19 protein-coding genes and 1 pseudogene are annotated in these 20,760 nt (G+C 45.8%); 2 read left to right on the plus strand and 18 right to left on the minus strand.

Annotated features, from left to right (window positions below):
* Positions 1-282 precede the first annotated feature (282 nt).
* The 6 genes and pseudogenes from WFI24_RS29900 to WFI24_RS29925 form a co-directional block, all read right to left on the minus strand.
* Positions 283-1,707, minus strand: a complete 1,425-nt coding sequence (locus tag WFI24_RS29900) for an aldehyde dehydrogenase family protein (RefSeq protein WP_336765508.1) — start codon at positions 1,705-1,707, stop codon at positions 283-285.
* A 174-nt stretch (positions 1,708-1,881) separates the two neighbouring features.
* Positions 1,882-2,034, minus strand: a pseudogene (locus WFI24_RS29905) (universal stress protein); the annotation flags it as partial.
* A gap of 74 nt (positions 2,035-2,108) precedes the next feature.
* Positions 2,109-3,329 carry an MFS transporter gene (locus WFI24_RS29910; protein ID WP_336765509.1) on the minus strand — a complete coding sequence of 407 codons (1,221 nt, stop codon included), beginning with the start codon at positions 3,327-3,329 and terminating at the stop codon, positions 2,109-2,111.
* A gap of 243 nt (positions 3,330-3,572) precedes the next feature.
* Entirely contained in the window at positions 3,573-4,025 is a 453-nt protein-coding gene (locus WFI24_RS29915) for a MerR family transcriptional regulator (RefSeq protein ID WP_336765510.1), read from the minus strand.
* Between the two features lie 194 nt (positions 4,026-4,219).
* Positions 4,220-4,576 (minus strand): SdpI family protein, encoded by a 357-nt coding sequence (locus WFI24_RS29920; protein ID WP_169482780.1) that lies wholly within the window; start codon positions 4,574-4,576, stop codon positions 4,220-4,222.
* 105 nt (positions 4,577-4,681) lie between these two features.
* A complete protein-coding gene (locus tag WFI24_RS29925) occupies positions 4,682-7,030 on the minus strand; it encodes a heavy metal translocating P-type ATPase (protein ID WP_336765511.1) in 2,349 nt (782 codons plus the stop codon).
* A gap of 227 nt (positions 7,031-7,257) precedes the next feature.
* Between WFI24_RS29925 and WFI24_RS29930 the strand changes: the two genes are divergently transcribed.
* Positions 7,258-7,629 carry an ArsR/SmtB family transcription factor gene (locus WFI24_RS29930; protein ID WP_036614212.1) on the plus strand — a complete coding sequence of 124 codons (372 nt, stop codon included), beginning with the start codon at positions 7,258-7,260 and terminating at the stop codon, positions 7,627-7,629.
* A 154-nt stretch (positions 7,630-7,783) separates the two neighbouring features.
* On the opposite strand, the gene WFI24_RS29935 is transcribed toward WFI24_RS29930, so the two are convergent.
* The 11 genes from WFI24_RS29935 to WFI24_RS29985 all read right to left on the minus strand — a co-directional run bounded on the left by WFI24_RS29935 (position 7,784) and on the right by WFI24_RS29985 (position 18,383).
* Positions 7,784-8,944, minus strand: a complete 1,161-nt coding sequence (locus WFI24_RS29935; RefSeq protein ID WP_336765512.1) for an AI-2E family transporter — start codon at positions 8,942-8,944, stop codon at positions 7,784-7,786.
* 315 nt (positions 8,945-9,259) lie between these two features.
* A complete protein-coding gene (locus WFI24_RS29940; protein ID WP_336765513.1) occupies positions 9,260-10,294 on the minus strand; it encodes an LLM class flavin-dependent oxidoreductase in 1,035 nt (344 codons plus the stop codon).
* 156 nt (positions 10,295-10,450) lie between these two features.
* Positions 10,451-10,762 (minus strand): ArsR/SmtB family transcription factor, encoded by a 312-nt coding sequence (locus WFI24_RS29945; protein ID WP_017690814.1) that lies wholly within the window; start codon positions 10,760-10,762, stop codon positions 10,451-10,453.
* Between the two features lie 121 nt (positions 10,763-10,883).
* On the minus strand, positions 10,884-11,465 hold the full coding sequence (locus tag WFI24_RS29950) for an NAD(P)H-dependent oxidoreductase (protein ID WP_336765514.1): 582 nt from the start codon (positions 11,463-11,465) through the stop codon (positions 10,884-10,886).
* A gap of 165 nt (positions 11,466-11,630) precedes the next feature.
* Positions 11,631-12,053: a MarR family winged helix-turn-helix transcriptional regulator gene (locus tag WFI24_RS29955; RefSeq protein ID WP_336765515.1), complete on the minus strand. Its 423-nt coding sequence runs from the start codon at positions 12,051-12,053 to the stop codon at positions 11,631-11,633.
* 157 nt (positions 12,054-12,210) lie between these two features.
* Positions 12,211-12,888, minus strand: coding sequence for an NAD(P)H-dependent oxidoreductase (locus WFI24_RS29960; protein ID WP_336765516.1), 678 nt, complete (start codon positions 12,886-12,888; stop codon positions 12,211-12,213).
* Positions 12,889-13,100: 212 nt separating this feature from the next.
* Positions 13,101-14,846, minus strand: coding sequence for a methyl-accepting chemotaxis protein (locus tag WFI24_RS29965; protein WP_336765517.1), 1,746 nt, complete (start codon positions 14,844-14,846; stop codon positions 13,101-13,103).
* 197 nt (positions 14,847-15,043) lie between these two features.
* Positions 15,044-15,502, minus strand: coding sequence for a DUF523 domain-containing protein (locus WFI24_RS29970; RefSeq protein WP_336765518.1), 459 nt, complete (start codon positions 15,500-15,502; stop codon positions 15,044-15,046).
* 60 nt (positions 15,503-15,562) lie between these two features.
* Entirely contained in the window at positions 15,563-16,846 is a 1,284-nt protein-coding gene (locus WFI24_RS29975; RefSeq protein ID WP_336765519.1) for a hypothetical protein, read from the minus strand.
* A complete protein-coding gene (locus tag WFI24_RS29980; RefSeq protein WP_336765520.1) occupies positions 16,843-17,421 on the minus strand; it encodes an RNA polymerase sigma factor in 579 nt (192 codons plus the stop codon). Before WFI24_RS29980 ends, WFI24_RS29975 begins: the two co-directional genes overlap by 4 nt.
* Positions 17,422-17,651: 230 nt before the next feature.
* Positions 17,652-18,383 (minus strand): class I SAM-dependent methyltransferase, encoded by a 732-nt coding sequence (locus WFI24_RS29985; RefSeq protein WP_336765521.1) that lies wholly within the window; start codon positions 18,381-18,383, stop codon positions 17,652-17,654.
* A 162-nt stretch (positions 18,384-18,545) separates the two neighbouring features.
* Between WFI24_RS29985 and WFI24_RS29990 the strand changes: the two genes are divergently transcribed.
* Positions 18,546-19,901, plus strand: coding sequence for an MATE family efflux transporter (locus WFI24_RS29990; RefSeq protein ID WP_336765522.1), 1,356 nt, complete (start codon positions 18,546-18,548; stop codon positions 19,899-19,901).
* A gap of 155 nt (positions 19,902-20,056) precedes the next feature.
* Here the strand turns inward: WFI24_RS29990 and WFI24_RS29995 are convergent, their stop codons facing one another.
* The gene (locus WFI24_RS29995; RefSeq protein ID WP_336765523.1) at positions 20,057-20,410 is read right to left on the minus strand and encodes a FlxA-like family protein; all 354 of its coding nucleotides are present in this window, start codon (positions 20,408-20,410) and stop codon (positions 20,057-20,059) included.
* Positions 20,411-20,760 lie beyond the last annotated feature (350 nt).

Genomic DNA, 20,760 nt, shown 5'->3' on the forward strand with positions numbered 1-20,760 from the left:
CATACTGCATTTTATTTGAATAGTGAGAGATTATAAGACTTTCGGCAATGCTGTACCGCTTTCATTCCGCTCGCGTTCTGGATAGGTACATCATGCTTAGGTGATATGAGCGGCGTTTTCAAATGAATTGCGGTATGTTAACTATTTATACCCCTCTCCTCAGATGTGAACCCGCAGTCAGTGAAGAATTCGTATGTATTTTTGAAACAGTTTTCCATGATCTACATATGAAAAATCCTGTACCATTATCATGGCACAGGATCGTGTGAGGAATGAAGAGAATCACCCTTTATTGAACATAACAAACTTCAATTCCGTCATTTCCTCAACCGCATATTTTACACCTTCACGCCCGACACCACTCTGCTTCACCCCGCCATAGGGCATATGGTCGACCCGGAACGTTGGAATATCGTTAATCATCACTCCGCCTGCCTCAATCTGATCGACGGCATGGAGAGCCGTACGAATATCGTTCGTGAATACACCTGCCTGAAGCCCATAGATGGAATCGTTGACATGTTCAATTCCCTCTTCAACCGAATCCACGGTATTGATCACCACGATGGGAGCAAACACTTCCTGACAGGATACCTTCGCATCACGCGGAACGTTAACGAGTACCGTTGGACGCAGTACGCCTCCTTCAGCTTGACCGCCTGCTGCTACTTCAGCACCGACCTGTTTGGCTTCTTCAATCCAGTCGAGCGTACGATGTACATCCTTGGAGGTAATCAGTGCAGAGACTACCGTATCCGGGCTCAGCGGGTCCCCGATCACCACTTGTTTGGCCGCTTCAGCGAAACGCCGGATAAATTCTTTTGAGATGTCACGAGGTACATAGATTCGCTGTAGCGAGATACATACCTGTCCTTGATACGTGAAAGCACCGGTAACACAGCGAGGAACCACTTTGTCCAGGTCTGCATCCTTATCCACGATCACCGCTGCATTCGATCCAAGCTCCAGTGTCACGCGTTTCAGTCCTGCTTTGCTACGAATGCTCGTCCCCACCGCTGGACTGCCTGTAAACGTAATGTGAGCAACACGAGGGTGCTCCACAAGCACATCACCAATCGTTTTACCTTCACCGCTCACCACGTTCAGTGCACCATCTGGCAACCCTGCTTCTTGAAACAGATTAGCAATGTAATAGGAAGACAGTGGTGTCTGCTCTGCAGGCTTGAGAACAATCGTATTGCCCGCCGCCAGAGCCGGGCCTACCTTGTGAGCTACCAGGTTCATTGGAAAATTAAACGGCGTTATTGCTCCAATGACGCCTAGAGGTTGCCGCATCGTATACCCGATGCGCCCTTCTCCACCTTTCGCTGCATCCATCGGAACCGTCTCTCCAGTCAGCCGCTTAGCTTCTTCGGCAGCAAAACGGTAGGTTTCCACCGTACGGTCTACCTCAGCCAGTGCTGCGGTAATTGGCTTCGCCGCTTCAAGAGCTATGATTCGCGCTGCTTCTTCTTTGCGTTCTTCAAGCATGGAGGACACCTTGTACAGAATATCTGCACGCTGATGTGCAGGCATCTGGCGCATTGCATTCCCAGCCTGAACCGCAGCTGCAACAGCAGCCTCCGCTTCCTCGGCTGAAGCCGAAGAGACTTCTGCCAGTGTTTCACCTGAGTATGGTGCCTGAAGTGCTTTATAATCTACGGATTCGGTCGGTTTGCCACCGATAAACAGATGTTGTTTTTTCATGAGCTGCACCCTCCATCCAATAATTGCTTCAAATCCATAACGGTATGTTACCTTATCTATTTATACTACTTTTGTGCCGTCAACCCACTACAGTATGCGGCAATCATACCTTGTAACCTCCCTGATGAGCCATAGAGGCGATCTTTAGCCAATGCACTATAAGAATTTCATAGCTTACTTAATCGTCAGGACGGGGCACTCTGCATGTTTTAACACACCATGGCTGACACTGCCCACGATCATCTCTGCAAGCATGCCTTTCCCAGCCGTGCCCATCACAATCATTCCACAATCTCGTTCTCGCGCTACACGGCAGATCTCATTAACGGGATCACCTGCGCATGATCCGAACCATCAACAGCAACCAATATACGTTTCAGCATGGCAATTCCTCCTGTGAATTAATGAGATGTAATGGCGGAATCGATATCCCGCAGATGATGGCGACGTACCAGCAGTACCACGACACCAATCAGGACCATGAATGCGCCAAAATAAAACGGCGTTTCCGGCAGGAACCATTCGGATAATTTACCCGCAAGCCATGGAGCAAGCGCACCACCCAGGAAACGAACAAAACTGTATGCAGCGGAAGCAACAGAACGTTCCACAGGTGCAGCTTCCATAACAGCCGTAGTAATCAACGTATTATTAATCCCAAGGAAGATCCCTGCTACAATGACCGCCACAATAACCGTAGTTGGTGAACCCATCACAGTACCGACTGCCATAACAACCAGATCAATCGCGAACAATGTAAGCATGACACTCATGGACGGCACCGATCCGAATCGGCGTTGCAGTCTTGGTGCGACGAATACCGACGTAATTGCCAGCATCAGTCCCCAGCCAAAGAATACATATCCCAAGCCGTGCTCATCCAGATTCATGACATATGGTGAATAAGCCATCAAGGTAAAGAAACCAAAGTTATACAGGAAGGCGGTAATCGCCAATGTTTTCAGTGAAGGATAACTTAATGCTTTGAACGGATCGGACAGAGAACTGCGTGTTTTTGGTTTGGCCATCTTGGGCAGCATAAACGTAATGCTGATAAAGGCAATTGCCATCAGAACAGCCACCCCATAGAACGGGCCACGCCAGGAGATGGAACCCAGCTCACCACCAAGCAGCGGACCAACTGCAATTCCGAGACCAAGCGCTGCTTCGTACAAAATAATTGCCTTGGCTGTCCCTGATGTGGACAGTCCAACGATTGCAGATAACGCGGTTGCGATGAACAAGGCATTACCGAGTCCCCAACCGCCACGGTAACCGACCAGTGCACCTACCGTGTCTGAGGTACCGCCAAGGAAGGAGAAGAAAATAATCAACAATATCCCGCTGAGCAACGTCCACTTCACACCAATCCGGCTGGAGACAACACCTGTAATCAGCATCGCTACCCCGGTTACAGCGTTATAACTGGTAAATAGCAGTGACACTTGGCTTTTGGATGCATGCAGCTGATCTGCAATTGCGGGTAGAATCGGGTCAACCAGACCCAAACCCATAAAGGATATGATACAAGCAAAGGCGACCGCCCATACCGCTCGCGGTTGGGATAGCAATCCCCCACGTGATGACGGCAATTCGTCCGGTAATGATGGCTCTCTTTTCATACGTAATTCCTCCTGTGAATGATTTATGTGGTGAAGCATGTCTTGAACTTGTTGTGAAAGTGAAAAATACTGTGAAAACAATGAAAATATTGCGTTCATTTTCATGAATAGAGGTAACAAAACGGCACAAATGACACCGGAGCTTCCGGTGTTTGTACAGGATCACCACATGTACTATGGAACTCACGCCATGTAGCGATTATTTGTTTGCAGTTTTGTTTATAACTATAGATGCTAATTCGGTTAGCCGTCTTCTTCACCCTGTGGATCATGTGCCTGTAACTTCTGAATACCGCTCCGAACGCGTTCACGCAGCTCTTCAAGTTCGGTCTGTACAGCATGTATGCTCTGAAGTTTTTGCTCAATCAGTTGCAACTGACCATCCAGTGTTGTTTCCATTGTGGTGAGTTTCTCAATCCGTTCTCTCACTTCGGTCGTCTGGTGGTAGTCAAAACGTTGTTCGTTCAATGCATCTGCCGTAGCCACATAGGTATGTAGCTCCTGAAGGGAGAACCCCAGCACCTCTTTGGCGCGAACCACCTTCTTCAGATAATCCATATCCTCCCGAGTATATAGCCGCGTTCCGCCATCTGTCCGCTGAGGTGAAGGCATGACACCAATCTCTTCATAATACCGAATCGTTCGCTTGGTCAAACCGCATTCTTTGGCTACGTCGTCGATTTTATATAAACTCATTTCCTTCAACTCCTACATATGTCTATAATGTTATGTACATAATTATATATAATATTAACGTTAACGTCAACGTTAGATTTTATGTATGAAGTCTTAGCGAGTTTAACTAACATGCCTTCGATACGCTAACTTCAACGCCAAAAGACCCGCTTCACACGCGGGTCTTCCGTTCTAACCTATTTACTCATTGTACTTTATACGTTCTGTTCATTCTGTTGCTGTTGTGCACGCTGCATTTGCTTCAAACGACCTTCGACTCTGGTAAACAGTCTGAACGTATAGAATCCTGTAGCCACCAGACTCAGAACCAAAGCTCGTACATCTGTAAGCCAGAAACCGATAATGCCGAATATTGTAATGATCACACCAAACTGCATCATCAGGTTGGCGCTATACTTTTGCGCTTCGTCCCATAACTCGGGATTACTCATGGCACGCGGGGTACGATAACCATATATACCGTTAATCATTTTCGGTGGTTTTTTGAACACCATTAACCCCAGAATGAAATAACACACCCCGATGATGATCCCAACTACTGCTCCTGTCAAAACGTTCTCCCCTTCTCTATATAACTTCCTAACTACATAATGCCATAAAAAATATAAAAACGGCTCTACGTATATACGAAGAGCCGCCTGGATCGTTTCGTAAACTTAGATATTCTTCACACGAAGTACACGCATGGCGTTCAGAACAGCAAGCACCGTGACCCCCACATCGGAGAATACCGCTTCCCACATGGTGGCAATGCCGAACACACCCAGTAGCAGGAAGATCGCCTTAACACCCAGCGCAAACCCGATATTTTGCCATACGATCATTCGTGTACGCTTCGCAATGCGGATTGCACTCGCTAGTTTCGACGGTTCATCCGTCATGATGACCACATCAGCCGCTTCAATGGCAGCATCCGAGCCAAGTCCCCCCATGGCTACGCCCACATCGGCGCGTGCCAGCACTGGTGTGTCGTTGATACCATCCCCGACAAATACCATTTTCTCCTTCGGAGACTTGGCAGCTTCCAGTTGCTCCAGCCGCTCGACTTTGTCCTGTGGCAGCAATTCAGCATAGACCTCATCTACACCCAACTCGCGTCCTACCGCTTCACCCACAGCTTTGGCATCGCCTGTCAGCATGACCGTTTTGCGGATGCCGAGCTTCTTCAGTGCCCGAATGGCCGCGACTGCGTCATCCTTCACTTCATCAGCAATGATCAGATGACCAACATACGTGCCTGCTTCAGCAACGTGTACTATTGTCCCTGCCGTCTCTGGAGTGCTATACGCTATACCCGCCTGCTCCATTAATTTGGCGTTGCCCGCTAGCACTTCCCGGCCATCCACGCTCACCTTGATCCCGTGTCCGGCAACTTCATCATAACCTTCCACACCTTGCGTGGGAATCTCTTTGGCCCAAGCTGCACGAATGGATTCGGCAATTGGATGATTGGAATTTGCTTCGGCAATGGCTGCAAGCTCCATCAGTTCTTCTTCCGTACGTCCACCTTCGGGACGAATGGCTGTTACTTTAAATACACCTTTGGTTAGTGTACCCGTTTTATCAAAAACAACGACTTTCACATCGTTCAACGCTTCAAGGTAGTTACTGCCTTTGACGAGAATACCGTTGCGGGAAGCCGCTCCGATACCACCGAAGAACCCAAGGGGAATAGAGACGACCAGCGCACAAGGACATGAGATAACTAGGAAGACCAAGGCGCGATAGATCCAATCGGCAAATGTTGCACCACTAAGTAGCAACGGCGGAACAAATGCGATCAATGCTGCAAGGATCACAACAACCGGTGTGTAATAACGAGCGAATTTACTAATAAAATGTTCTGTTTTCGCTTTCCGACTGCTCGCGTTCTGCACCAGATCCAAAATCTTGGATACCGTTGATTCACCGAACGTTTTGGTTACTTCAATGGTCAACATGCCGTTTTTGTTCACAAATCCACTCAGTACATCACTTCCGGGCTCCAGCTCACGGGGTACCGATTCACCTGTCAGAGCCGAAGTGTCCACCATGGAACGTCCAGTTCTAACGATACCATCCAATGGTACTCGCTCGCCCGCTTTCACTACAATCCGATCACCAATCCGTACATCTTCTGGAGAAACCCGTTTGGTTTCGTCACCTGAACCCGTCAGGACATTCGCGTAATCCGGACGAATGTCCATGAGCGCCTGAATGGACTTGCGTGACCGATTAACCGCCATACCCTGAAACAGCTCCCCGAGCTGATAAAAGAGCATGACCGCTACCCCTTCCGGATACTCTCCAATAGCAAAGGCACCCAAGGTAGCCACGGACATCAGGAAGTATTCATCGAATACCTGGCCACGAATAATGTTTTTGGACGCCTGGAGCACAATATCTCCCCCGGCAATCAGATAAGCGAGCGCATATAGAGTAAACTGTGCCCAGCCCTCCAGCGGCGACCAGATTGCGGCTGCGAGCAACACAGAACCTGCAGCAAGACGAGCAAGCAACACTTTTGTCTGTCCTGCACCATGTTCATGCGAGTGGCCTGCATGGGCATCATCATGCGTATGGCTGTGATCATGTCCAGCATGATTTCCGCGCTCATGTGTATGACCATGTGTGTGTTTCTGTGATTCTCCGTGATCATGAGTATGTGAGTGTTTGGCATGTGAATGTGAATGTCCATGATCATGTCCGGCATAGTCATGACTGTGGCTATGCGCACCAGCTGCACTCCCTGTGTGGGTGTGCACATGTCCGTTCATATGTTTTCCTTTTTCCGAGATGCGTATATGCGGCTCTAGCCGCAGCACTTTGCGCTTCGCTTCTTCCACTACCTGCTCATCCATATCGGAAGTGGTGTGCATCGATAACGTTTTGGTAACGAAATTGACAGAGCATTCGCTAATGCCTTTAATTTTTTTGACGCCATTCTCAATCTTCAAAGCGCAGTTCGCACAATCCAGTCCATCAAGCAGAAGTTCCCTTTTCACCTGTTCCTGTCCGGTTCCCATGTGAATTCTCCCCTTTGCAGTACAAAAACGATGTTATATTTCAATTACATTCAATATATGAGCACTCATTCATATGTTTGGTTAATCCTATTATATGCACGCCTAAACATGAGTGTCAACAATCGTTGTTGATTTTTCATACAGATTATGCTAATAGTAATCATTTCGCTTTAGGCGGGTTTTGGATATAATAGAGCTATAGTTGTTAACATAGGCGGTGATAGGAAATGGAACAACCGGTTAAAGCACCAAGCGAATGTGATGCAGCCTGCTCAGGCACTGAAGCCGACGTGCAGACGATTCGCACTTCACTCATAGATCGGGAGACCTCTTCCGAGATGGCGGATTGGTTCAAGGCATTCAGTGATCCAACACGTCTACGTATTATTGATGCACTGTTACAGAAGGAATTATGTGTTCATGACCTGACGGTTCTGCTCGATATGGGGCAGTCGGCCATTTCACACCAGCTGCGTTCACTCCGCAACATGCGGATCGTCAAGCGGCGTAAGGAAGGCAAAACCGTGTACTACTCTCTGGATGATGCTCATATTGAGCAGATTTTCCTGCAAACGCTCCAGCATATTAAACACAGCTAGGCAGCAGCCAAGCTTGTTCATGAAGAAGAACCCCCGCCTCTCGGCTATATGCCGATGGACGGGGGTTCTTCTTGGTAAGGGTACCGTTTATCCAAGATGGATATAAAGTGACTACTTCTTCTGATTACCGATCAGTTGGAGCTCGCCGCTTCGATTACAGAAGATTGTTCTTGTTCGGATCATACAGACCGGATCTGTCTTTGAACCAGTTGAAGATATGCGATACACATACTTTCAGCACCGCATATCCTGGGACAGCTAGCAGAATGCCTACGACTCCAAACAGATTACCCGAAGTCAGAATGACAAAGATAATCGTGATAGGATGGATCTTCAGCGTTTTGCCCATGATCTGTGGTGAGATGAATTTACCTTCGATTAACTGCACGATCGTCCATACAGCAACCATCTTCAGCAGCATCACCGGTGAAGTAACGAGAGCCACGATCAACGCAGGTGTAATCGCAATTGCAGGCCCCAGATACGGAACAACACTCGTGAACGATGCGATAATTGCAAGAATCAGTGCGTAATCCAGACCAATGATCATATAACCAATGTAGAGCAGGATACCGATGCAGAAGCTGACGATAATCTGTCCACGAATAAATGAACTGATCTGGTGATTGATGTCTTCCAGCACATGCATTGCACCCGTCCGGCTCTTGAGCGGCAGGAAAGACAGAATTTTCGCCGGCAGCTTCTTGCCGTCTTTCAACAGATAGAACAGAATGAACGGAACCGTTACGATGGACAGCACGATCTCCGTGAAAGCTCCAAGGAACCCACCCAATGTGCTCCAGGTTGAGTCAAGAATTTCCGCTGCCTTCTGGGAAGCTGTTCTCCACAGATCCTGCCAGTTCATGTTAAGTGTTTCCTGGACCTGACCAAACAGCTGACTACCCGTCAATTCCTCAAATTGCTGTCTTACAGTCTCACTGTACGTTGGAAAATTCGCGATAAGCCCCATAATCTGATTGCGAAGCACTGGAATGACTGCCAGCACTACAACTGTCAGAATGCCTCCAATCGCAAGATACAGAATCAGAATGGACCAGCCACGCTTAATCTTCCATCTTTCCATGACATCGACAATCGGATTCAGCAGGTAGTAAAGTATGCCTGACAGAATAATAGGTAACACGATAGTCTTGATGAGTACCGCGAGCGGATGAAGAACAAAGGATACTTTGGTCAGAACCATCACGTTCAGTCCCACCAACAGCAGAATTAACAGAAATAGAACAAACTTGTTGTTAAGAAAAAATCGCTTGAACCGATCCGGCCAAACGCGGGGTTGCTCAGGTTGCTCCATAGGCGTGTCGTCCTCTCTTATGACCATTAATCAGAACTAAACTGTAAAACTAGATAAATACCCCATACACACGAATAAAAAAATACCTTGTACAAGCCAACATATGTATAACACTCTGGATTTATACGTATGGTGCTGATTAACCGTTTCAAATTAAACCGATAAAGTCATTTTACCCCAAAATGAGTCTTCTGCCCCACACGAAACATTTGCAAAATCTCCCTATTCAAAAACGGCTCGCCTCCCAGGGAGACGAACCGTAAATTTGAAGCTACAGCTTACCATTAAGCCAGCTTTTACGTTAAAAAATTAAAATTAAGCTTTGCCTGCCAACTGTGCGATCAACTCATAGGAGTGCAGACGTGCCTTATGATCATAGATCATCGACGTAATAATCAGCTCATCTGCCTGCGTCTGCCGAATGAAGGATTCTAACTGTCCACGTACCGTTTCTGGCGAACCGTTAACAGCCGCCTTCAGCGTCTGCTCAACACCAGCCTTCTCGCGGTCCGTCCATTTGCCTTCCATCTCTGCGGGAGGCTGTACCAATCCCGTTGTGCCGCGAATAATGTTCAGGAACTGTTGTTGCATCGTTGTACCCAGCCATGCTGCTTCCTCGTCTGTATCCGCAACAACAGCGTTGACACCAACAATCACGTGCGGCTCCTTCAAGCTATCAGATGGTTGGAAGTTGTTATGATACGTTTCTAGTGCAATCCGGGTGTAATCGGGCGAGAAGTGGCTGGCAAAAGCAAATGGCAATCCCAGCTGACCCGCCAGACGAGCGCTGAAATCACTGGAACCCAGCAGGTAAATCGGAATATTCAGTCCTTCTCCTGGTACAGCACGAACAGGCGCGTGATAAGATGTCGCCGAAGCATCAAAGTATGCTCTGAGTTCTGCCAGCAGCTCTGGGAAATCTTCACTGCTGTTCAGATCTTTGCGCAGTGCCAGCGATGTACGACGGTCACTTCCGGGTGCACGACCCAGTCCCAGATCGATTCTGCCAGGATACAGGGATTCCAGTGTACCGAACTGCTCTGCGATAACTAGCGGCGCATGGTTAGGGAGCATGATTCCTCCTGAACCCAGACGAATTGTCTTGGTTCCACCAGCCAGATATCCAATAACGACCGAAGTTGCGGAAGAGGCAATCCCCGGCATGTTGTGATGTTCAGCTACCCAGTAACGGTGATATCCCCAACGCTCTGCATGCTGTGCCAGATCGAGACTGTTGCGCAGTGCATCAGCAGGTGTTGCACCTACAACGACGGGAGCCAGATCCAGGATGGAAAGCTTAACGTCATGAATATGTTCTTTATGAGATGAAGCTGTATTTTCTGTAGTCATTACTATTTAATCTCCTTAATGATTATATTTTTGTATATCCAGATATATAGATTTATTATACCGCAATTGGATATGATGTGAAATGAACTAGCCGTTTACATCCGGACGGAACCCCTGCCTGCACTATGCATCCTAGCTTCCGTTCCGGCATCCGGCTTATAACTCGTTCTGCACGTACTCGGCAAACTGACGAATTGTCTCTTCGTTCCGTCGATAATACGTCCATTGTCCTCTGCGCTCTGAGAGTAGCAAACCCGCCTTGAGCATGGTCAGCAGATAACTGGATATAACCGACTGAGCCAGTCCAGCCTTCAGTTGAATCGTACCGACACAGATCCCGTTCTTGCCACCATCGGGATGCTGAGATAGTTCCAGCGGTGGAAAGTGTTGCTCCGGGTTTTTGAGCCACAACAGAATTTGTCTACGTGTCTCGTTCGATAATGCCTTGAATATTAGTATAGGTTCCATGGGTACGATTATACCCCCTTTCATTCATTTTGCAAACATACGAAACAAACAAACCGACTCATGATTGAGTCGGTCTGGTATCATATGGAATGCGAATCTGGAATCTACATCTACTTCCACATTAGAATTTGGTCGTAACCGTCTGTTTAACCTGATCCAACATCGCTTGATATGCTGGTGCATCCAAATATCCAATACTACCAAAGAGCAGATGATCTACGGCTTCAATACCCACAAAATCGAAGATACCTACGTCTGAAGTTACTTTTAATCCAGCAGTCATGCCGATCTGGTCATATATTTCATTTGGTGTACCATGAGTGTTGATGATGAGACCTTTTTTGCCTGTCAGCAATTTCTGAATTCCCGCTTCACCCGCTACATAAGCAAAACCATAGGCGAATACACGGTCAACATACCCTTTCAGAATAGCAGGAAGACCTGTCCACCAGATCGGATAGATGAATGTAATAGCTTCTGCATCCGTAACAAACTGTTGCTCTGTAGCGATATCCTGTGGTGTCTGTCCTGCACGCATGGAAGCTGTATCGGCTTCAGTCAGTACAGGTTGGAATCCAAGCTTATACAAGTCACGAACGACCACTTCATGGCCTTGGGCTTCTAGAGCTTCTACAGCAGTATTGAGAATTGCGTTATTGAAGCTGTCTGTGTGTGGGTGAGCATATACGATAAGATGTTTCATAGTGTTAATCCCTCCAGGTTTGGTTTGAGTTAGGTTGCAATGATTGGTTCTCGTTAATACGTCCCTCATACATAGATATCTATGTATGTGAGCAAAAAAATATTTGGGCTCTTCTGCCTCACCCCATCCAAGTCTGGAAGGTTGGCAGACAGAAGAATTCATTCACTATAATCTTCGAACAATAGTGGACAGCAAGCTCTCCAATTGCTCCGATTGTTCATCAGATAGGCCAGCGTAGATGATGTCATTAATCTGCTCTGATACCTGATGGAATATCGGTTCGAGTTGCTTCCCCTGTTCGGTTAGGCGAATCATCGTCACCCGGCTGTCTTCAGCATTCTTGCTGCGTTCAACATAACCGAGCTTCTCCAGCTTATTGACAAGTACCGTCACCGTTGGTTGCGTACGTTGAACACGTTCCGCCAGCATCTTGATCGACAGCGTCTCTTCCCGGTATAAGAACATGAGTACATCCCCATGAGAAGGAACAATACCTGTCACCTCATGCTGTTCCAATTCGTGAACAATCCGTTTGTTGACATGATCTCTGATTCTTGCAATCAGTGCAATTGCGTTGTATTTTGGCATGACCTCATTATATATAGATATCTATGTATTTTCAAGTTCTTTTTTTATACAAAGAAAAACAGCCCTTTCCATTCTTCTAGCATGTGGAAAATATCGGGCTGTTTCGATCCTGTTGTATTCTAAATGGTTAGATTAACGTTGTTGGTTCATACTGAATTCAGTTAAGCCATTGAGTAACTTTTTCAATAGGTTGTCGGGTCTTCTCACGTTTTGGCTCCTCTGCCCGATAACCGAAGGCTGCCATCACCGAAACGTCCCATGCACCATTCTCCAGCAAGCCCTCTTCTTCCAGAATATGATGGACAGCCTCGCGGTTGAAACCTTCGATTGGACAAGAGTCAATCTCGATCTGAGCCGCAGCCGTCATCATATTGCCAAGCGCAATGTACGTCTGTTTAGACGCCCAATCGAATAGGGATCGTGGATTCTCAAGAATTCTCTGGTTATTCTGAAAATTCCCGTAAGCCGCACTTGTCAGCTCAAATACATCATCTGGCATTCCTTTCATTTCCTTCAGCATGTATTCCGCATAGGGAGAATTATAACTGGCATCTGATCGGGCCAAAATAACAACAAAATGACTTGCTGTTGCCAATTGTTTTTGAGCACCCGAAGAGACTTCCGATAGACGTTTGCGTAGATCCTGATTTTGTACAATCAGAAACTTCCACGGCTCAAAGCCAATCGAACTGGGAGATAATCTGCCTGTTTCCAATATAAATTGGAAATCCTCATCCGCAATTTTACGATTATCGTCAAATACCTTAGTAGCATGCCGGAAATGATATGCCTTCAAGATGTCTTCCTTTTTCTTTGCCTGTGTTGTAACTTCCATGGATCTCCACGTCCTTTTTATATATTTTTTTATGTTGAACAATAATGTTTAAGTGGTTTCATCTCAAGTATTAGTTTAGGACCTATGCGTATAAATTAAAAGTACGCACATTATTGTTTCTTGGTTTATAAAAGTAAGTATTGTATGAAAGACAGCAATAATCCACTGGGCACTTACATGGCCCTAGTGGATTATCTATGACTCTTTTCCTTTTAAATCTTGAAATCTTGAACCAGCTTATTCAGATTCAATGCACTATCTTTCACTTGATCAGATTGTTTAACTACTTCCACAGATTGCGCAGCAGAGGCGACCATATGTCCTGCGATTTCCTGACTGGATGCAGCTGATTGTTCACTGGCTGATGCAATCTCGTGAATGGAGCCCACTAGTATTTTGATATTCGCAGTCACTTGTTGTGAGGTTGCATTGAGATCTTTAACTGCATTGGCATGATCAAGAGAATCGACATAATACTGTTCAGCTGTATCCTCCAATAATTTGTAATCTTTGCCAACCTGATTGAACATAAAGGATAGCAACTCTTTGGCATTAGAGGACAGATTGGTTACAGACTGCATAACTTCTTCCGTGACCTGCTGAATTTGATCGGCAGCCTGTCTGGAATCATCAGCCAACTTTCGAATCTCGCTTGCAACAACCGCAAAACCCCTGCCTGCTTCTCCAGCTCTTGCAGCTTCAATGGATGCATTGAGTGCAAGCAGATTAGTCTGCGCCGTAACATCCAAAATAGATTGAGATAATATACCAATCTGATCTACAGCAGTTGCACGTTCCAGCGCTTCTGACATCTTCTTACTCGTATTATCATACATGTCCATGGCTGCTCGGCTCGATTCGCGGGCTTCCTGCTTCAACTTTTCAGCCTTCGTGCTGGTCACATAGGCGGATTCTGCTTGTTTAGATGTCTGTTCCGATATATATTCAGCTCCCTGTTGCATCTCATTAGCCGAATGATTCATATTTTCCGTATGGGCTGAAGCCTCTTCCATTGCAGCAGAGAGCTCTTCAACTGTAGCTGACACTTCACGAATGCGTTCATTCAGACCAGCCATGTTCTGGTTGGTAAGATCACTAACCTGGTTGATATGATGAGATTCCTGAATTACACCACGAATGACATTTGTTGTGGAATCGGTCATTGTACGAATAGCTCGTGCGATGACACTTATCTCATTATTTCCCTGTGTTAGATACGGATCTAAGGATGCCGTTAAGTTGCCTTGTGTTATTTCTTCACAATAACGGGTGATTGCTTTCATTCGTTGACGTATACTGCGAATCATTACAAATGAAATCAGAATGAGTGCTGCAAGTGAAAGCAAAAGAACCGAACCGAGCACCAATGCTCGCTGCTGAATTACTTCCTGTGTATCCGCATAGAGCTTGGCTGACTCTTCTTCGTTATGCGCACTCAAAAGGGTGATCGTCTCCACAATCGCTGTACTGCTTTTGTTAATTCTTCCTCTCTCTTCACTATCGTAGGTGCCCGACATCTTTTTGGTATCCATGATTTGCTCAATATCCTGATAATATGTATCCATCTTTGCTACCAAATCTTCAAATATCTCTTTTTCTTTGGTATCCAATGTTCTTGCTGAAAATTCATTTAAGCCATTCGTGATACTCTTCTTACCTTTCTGAACCTGATCGTACTGTTTGTCGGTATACTCTGCATTATCAAGAACCTTTGTATAATTGGCACGCATATTATAGAAATTACTTTTCAATTCAAGAACATTGGTTTGATGCTGGAAACGGTCATTGTAGAGGATACCTTGTCCCGTTTTTGCTTCGTTCATTCCGAAAATCCCAATCAGAAAGACAGTAAACAAACCGATTAGACTAATTACAGTCATGATGACCATCGTTGATGTTAATTTCATATTTTTGAGTTTATTTCCTTTCTTATATTTTGGCTTAGACTGAATTGACATGATTATTCCCCCACTTTAAATAGTAGATAGCCTTATATATCTTATATCTATATCGTATGTATCCATATTGTTTGTTAGCATTTCAGGAAAATCGACTTTATTCATTTAGTGAGAAAAGTAATGGGAGACAACAGAAAAGCCGCCAGGATATATAATCCAGCGGCTTTTCTGTGAATATGAAACGATATCTGTGCGACCTATAGTTGCTCCATCCACTCATTTTCAGAAATGACGGTATATCCTTCTTGTCTCAGCAATGCTGAGGTGACACCTTCTCCAGTTACCTTGTGATTGGAAAAATTCCCATCATAGATCATCTTTGTACCACAAGACGGACTAAACTCCTTTAATACCACACACGATACATTCAATTCTCGCGCCCATTCCAATGTCTGATAGGCTCCCTTGATATACAAGTCTGTGACATCCTTGCCACTTTTCTCGATCACTTTCGCAGTGCCAGCCAGTACGTCTTTGCCCGTACCACCGATAATCTCAGCTGGTTCACGGGGTGTGGAGAATCCGCCAAGCAGCTCCGGGCATACCATCTTAGCCTGGTCCTGCTTCACAAGCTCCTGAATCTTCTCATCCAGGCTCGCTGTTCCATTGTAACGGCAAGCTACCCCCGCCAGACATGAACTCACCAAATATTTCATTGTTATCTCCTTATACTCATCCCATCTATTGAAGTAAATTGTAACATATAAGATCAAGCCCTATAACTCACCTCTGGTAATCATCTTGATCCGTCCATCTTCCCTGTATTCAACCTGAAAAACATCCGTGCTCGACTCCAGTTCAAATGTGACCATGCCTGGATGGTCAGGATTACGGTGAAGTTTATACGCTTGAAGATCCATTTTAAATATTTTTTTAATTATAGGTTCTACTCCTTCTCTAAGAAGAGACTCCTGTATGTTATATAGTTCCTGATAATAAGCCTCTATTTCTTCCCAGTCTGCAAAGTCTTGCTCATAATGATTAGCATCCCCAACCGTATAACCCAAGCCCTCTTTTCCTTCGGTCATCTGGACAAAGTAGTTATCTTTAAAGGAAAAGGAGACTGTATCTTTGCCGAGTTCATCATCTTTGCTTCGGCTTGCTCTTACCAGATCAAGATTGGCTTTACCAGACAGAGCCTCAATCGCGTTTCTGGCATCTGCCAGCGCTGCCTGTGATATTTGATCAGGTCTAAGGTCGCCTGTGATCGATACAGCATTGTCCTGCTGCCATACAATCTCCCCATAACCATGGCCAGTCTCATTTTCTAACGTTAATGTCGTATGTGATATTGGCTCCATTTCCCCTTGCTTCATACTCACATAACGTCGAGCTGATGCAGGTTTCAGGGTTGGAGTACTACCTATACTTTGCAAAAGCGATGGAACTTGGCGCAGATAACGGTGTTCCAGCTCGCTCGGATGCATCTCACGTCTCATTTCTAATTCCCGCAGATTGCCTGTGGCCGAATCGAGCCATATCTGCGCGTACTCTTTCTCACTTTCATTTCCAGCCTCTACATATATTCTTCCGGAGACAGGCAAGTCTTCCACTTTCGTAATCCGCAGCTGTTTACCCAGATCATCCCGCATGGTGACCGCAACATTTCTTTTCATCCTATCCGTTAGCAGATTAATACTCAAACCATCGGATAGCTGTAACGCTGCTGTCGGATAAATCTGCTCGATCACGGGTTTCACCAGCTGTCCATCATTCCAGATCCATAGGAACAATCCAGCCGCAATAACCAACGCACCTGTGCCGGCAACAAGAGGTCCTTTTCTAGGGCGACGCTTGTGGGACACGTTGTTCACTTTCAGTCTAAACGGCCTGGATGGCCTGGAACTGTCCTCTGACCTATCTCCCTTGCTCCCCTCTTCCGACTTCTTCATCCACTCCACCTGTTGAAGCACCTTTCGCTTGTGATCCTCCGTAAAAGGAGACGAAGCAAACGGTCCCTTCCGGATTTCCTTCTCCCATTGCTCATCCTTGTGTCTCATTTGCTTCGCTCCTCCCATTGTTTCCGTACCTTGTCCTTACCTCGGGATAGTCTTGATTTTACTGTGCCTGAGCTGATTTTCAATATCTCAGCAATCTCACTCGTCGTAAGCTCATATTTCAGATTCAGCAAAAGGATCTCCCGGAACTTCTTCGGCAACGCCAGAACAATATCCCAGATTTCATGGATATGCTCCTTACGCATCACTTCCATCTCGGCCGAAGGATGTGCAGGCTGCTCTGCAATCATGACTCTTTGGCTCGAATCCCCACGCTCTGTCTCAATGGGTAACGTCTCTCCCCACAGGCTACTACGAAAGAATCTGGATTTTCGATATGTAAAGGTCGTGTTCCTAGTAATCGTCAACAGCCATGTTTTCAGTGAGCAATCCCCACGATAAAAAGCGATCCCCGAGAACGCCCGAATAAATACCTCCTGTGACAATTCGTCTGCCTGTTCGGCACTTTTGGTCAGAAAATAAGCATAATTCCACACATCGTTCCCGTAATCATCCATGATGCTGCCGAGTGTGTAATTGTCGATAGTATGAGCCTGTGCCAGAAATTGATAATCCAACTGTTGTTCACCTCACTTAATATGACTGAGTCTAATGTGGTTCGGTTCCCTGTTTTGGACATTATTTCTTATTATTGTAGCAAAATAAAAAACCAGCATGTTCAACATCGCTGAACACGCTGATTCCTTCAAGTTTGCTTATTTAGAAATCTCTATCAGTAAGCTTTTAGGCGAACGCACCACTTCCTCAGTTACTTTCTGTCCTCTAGTCTAACGAATCATTTTCATCGTTATACTTTAACCGCAGCAATCATCAGAAACATGGGTCTCCGGTTCTCATCTCGCATACCAGGGACCTGTTCAATCATTTCCGGCGATGGTTTGGATTCAGCCACCTTTTGAATAGCAAACCCTTTAATCAGTTCATTGAGATGTGTTGCCAGTGTGCGATGATATTTGACCACATCCTGATTCAGAAAGTTCGCCACACGTTTCCCTTCATCGTGGTAATCATCCACGGGCCAGTGAAGAATCTCACCTGTGGGTCCGTAATGCCAATCCTGCGCAGCACGAGCGGTGAAGATAGGATGTTCCGAGGATAGTACAAATGTGCCCCCTTCTACGAGACAATCATTGATCTTAGCGTACACCGCGTCTAACCGTTCAATATAATGCAAAGCCAACGAACTGATCACAACATCAAATTGTCCAGGTGCAAAGTCAATATCTTCAATCGCCAGCTGCTTGTACTGGATCTGTCGATCGTCCGTCATCTCACGGGCTCGCTGAAGCATATTTTCAGACAGATCTACACCGATCACTGAACTCGCTTGTTGCTCTCGCGCATACCGGCAGTGCCAACCAAAACCACATCCCAAATCCAGCACACGCTTGTCCTTCAAGTTGGGCAACAAGGTCTGCAATTCATGCCACTCCCCGGCCGCCTCCAGCCCTTGAATTGAACGAGCCATCTTACTATAGTTATCGAAAAACTCAGCTTCATCGTACTTATTTTGTTTCATCTAGAGATTCCTCCCGCCTTATGAATATCCACCTACTCTACCACATAAACGATATTTAAACGCAAAAGTTGCCAAGCGAATTCATGGCGTGTTATCATACAGAACGAACGTTCAGTATAATTAAATACAGAATGAACATTCAGTTTACTAACGGAGGTCATTATGAATACGAATTGGACGCATCCATTGGAAGGGCAATCTGTAGGTAAAGCTTTTATTAGCTACCTTGTGCCTTCCGTATTGGGGATGCTGGTAGTTGCTTTTAATTTTATTATCGACGGCATTATGGTTGGACACAAACTGGGTTCTACCGCGATGGCCGGGATCGGCATTGCCTCACCTGTCTATACGCTTTTTGTTGCCATGTCGCTGTGGATTGGTATGGGCGGGGCAACCTTGTACTCCAACGCAATGGGTAGAAAAGATATAACCACAGCCAAACAAATTTTCACCAAATCCATTATGCTCATAATGCTAGTCACGATAGCTATTGGATATACTGCATATACCTTCAAAGACAAGCTGGTATACTCCCTCGGTGCTAACGCTGAGACCTTCCCGTTTGCTTCAGACTACATGAATATCATGTTGTTGTTCGGGTTCGTCTTCACCATTGAGAATGCACTCTCTGTCTTTGTTCGGAACGATGGGAATCCCAACACATCCATGTACGCTCAGATTACATTTGCTGTAGCTAATATCATCATCAATTATGTAACATTGTATGTACTCGAGTGGGGTGTACGCGGTGTTGCCCTCGGTACAATTGTATCAGCATCCCTTGCATTGCTGGTTCTGTTCACTCACTTTTTCAAAAAAACAAATAATCTCACATTTACCCGGTTCAAATGGAACAACAAACTGCTGGCCTCCCTGTTACTCATTGGTTTCCCCAGCTTTCTGGCTGAACTCGGTATGTCGGTCTTCTCTGTCTCTCATAACATCTCGATGGATCGCATTGCGGGCACGGATGGTGTAGCATCCTTTACTGTATTGAACTATATTCATGGTGTGGTACTGTTAGCGTTCCTGGGTCTAGCATCCGCTGCTCAGCCTCTGGTCAGCTATTATCACGGTGCGAAACAGATGAAACGGGTACAACAAACGATACGTTTAGCTACCAAAACAGCACTGGCATGCGGTCTACTGTTACTGATTGTTGTTCAAATCGGTGCACCTCATTTCGTGCAAATCTTTGGAAACTTCAGTAGCGGGGTAACAGATAATGCCGTTTACGGATTACGCATATTTACATTTGCCTATGTGTTCATGGGTGTTAACTTTGTTATGAGCACCTATTACCAATCTGTAGGTAATGCCAAAATGGCCATCTGGATTACAGCCGCGCGTGAGATGATCATCATGATTGCGTTAATTGCAGTCCTCCCTTCATTCTTCGGTGTGACGGGTGTGTGGCTTGCTGTTCCGTTATCTGAAATGCTGGTTCTCGTCACGATAGCTGTATACTATAGAAAACGATCCCTTACGGATCGGATAAACGCGTTGCGTCCTGAATAACGTTAACAGATATATAACCGCAACAGATAGAAGATAACTAGAACGTAGGTAGAATGTAGGTAGACCTCATAAATAATTGAATAAACAAATACATGAAGCCCTGACCGATCCATATAGATCGGTCAGGGCTTTGTTTTATTCTAACTTAGATGTCATTAGATACGTATATCAAATCGGCCATTACTGTCTGTCGTTGCGTTTGCAATCTCCTTAGGTGTAGCTACGCCCATTCCGTTGGACAGAGGTTGGGCAGGTGGCGCCTCCTTCGCAACGGCTGTACCGACTCCTTGAGAACTTTGCTGTGCAATCTGTGCATCAATCTGCTTGATCTGCTGTTCAAGTTGTTTGGTCTTTGTCTCCTTAGTCTTCTCATCGTCCTTGCTTGATTGCACTTTCTCCAGTTGAGCCTCAAGCTTCGTCTTTTGTTTCTCCAAGCTACTTGAATGGTCCGAACTCGAAGATGTCGATATGTAAGATGTAGTGGAACTAGCTGTAGAAGATATATTCATTATGGTTCTCCTCCCCTTTACTTGGCTTCACTATACCCTAATTCGCTAAAACCTACGTTAAATTCAACTGAAAGGTTGCTGAACGAGGCAAACAACTAAAGTCGACACATGGAAATATATATAGTACCAACATTGATTCATGGCCAAAATCATTAATACTGAGAGTCTTCATATAAGTGAAAGTCTTGATGCCGTCTTATCTGTAGAGTTAGTTGTTTCCTCGTGTAAAATAGTAACACAAAAAGACACACTCGATATCATCAAGTGTGTCTTCATATTGCTTGGCGGCGTCCTACTCTCCCAGGACCCTGCGGTCCAAGTACCATCGGCGCTAGAGGGCTTAACGGTCG

This window comes from Paenibacillus sp. USHLN196 (genome assembly GCF_037144955.1).
GTDB lineage: Bacteria > Bacillota > Bacilli > Paenibacillales > Paenibacillaceae > Paenibacillus > Paenibacillus xylanexedens_C.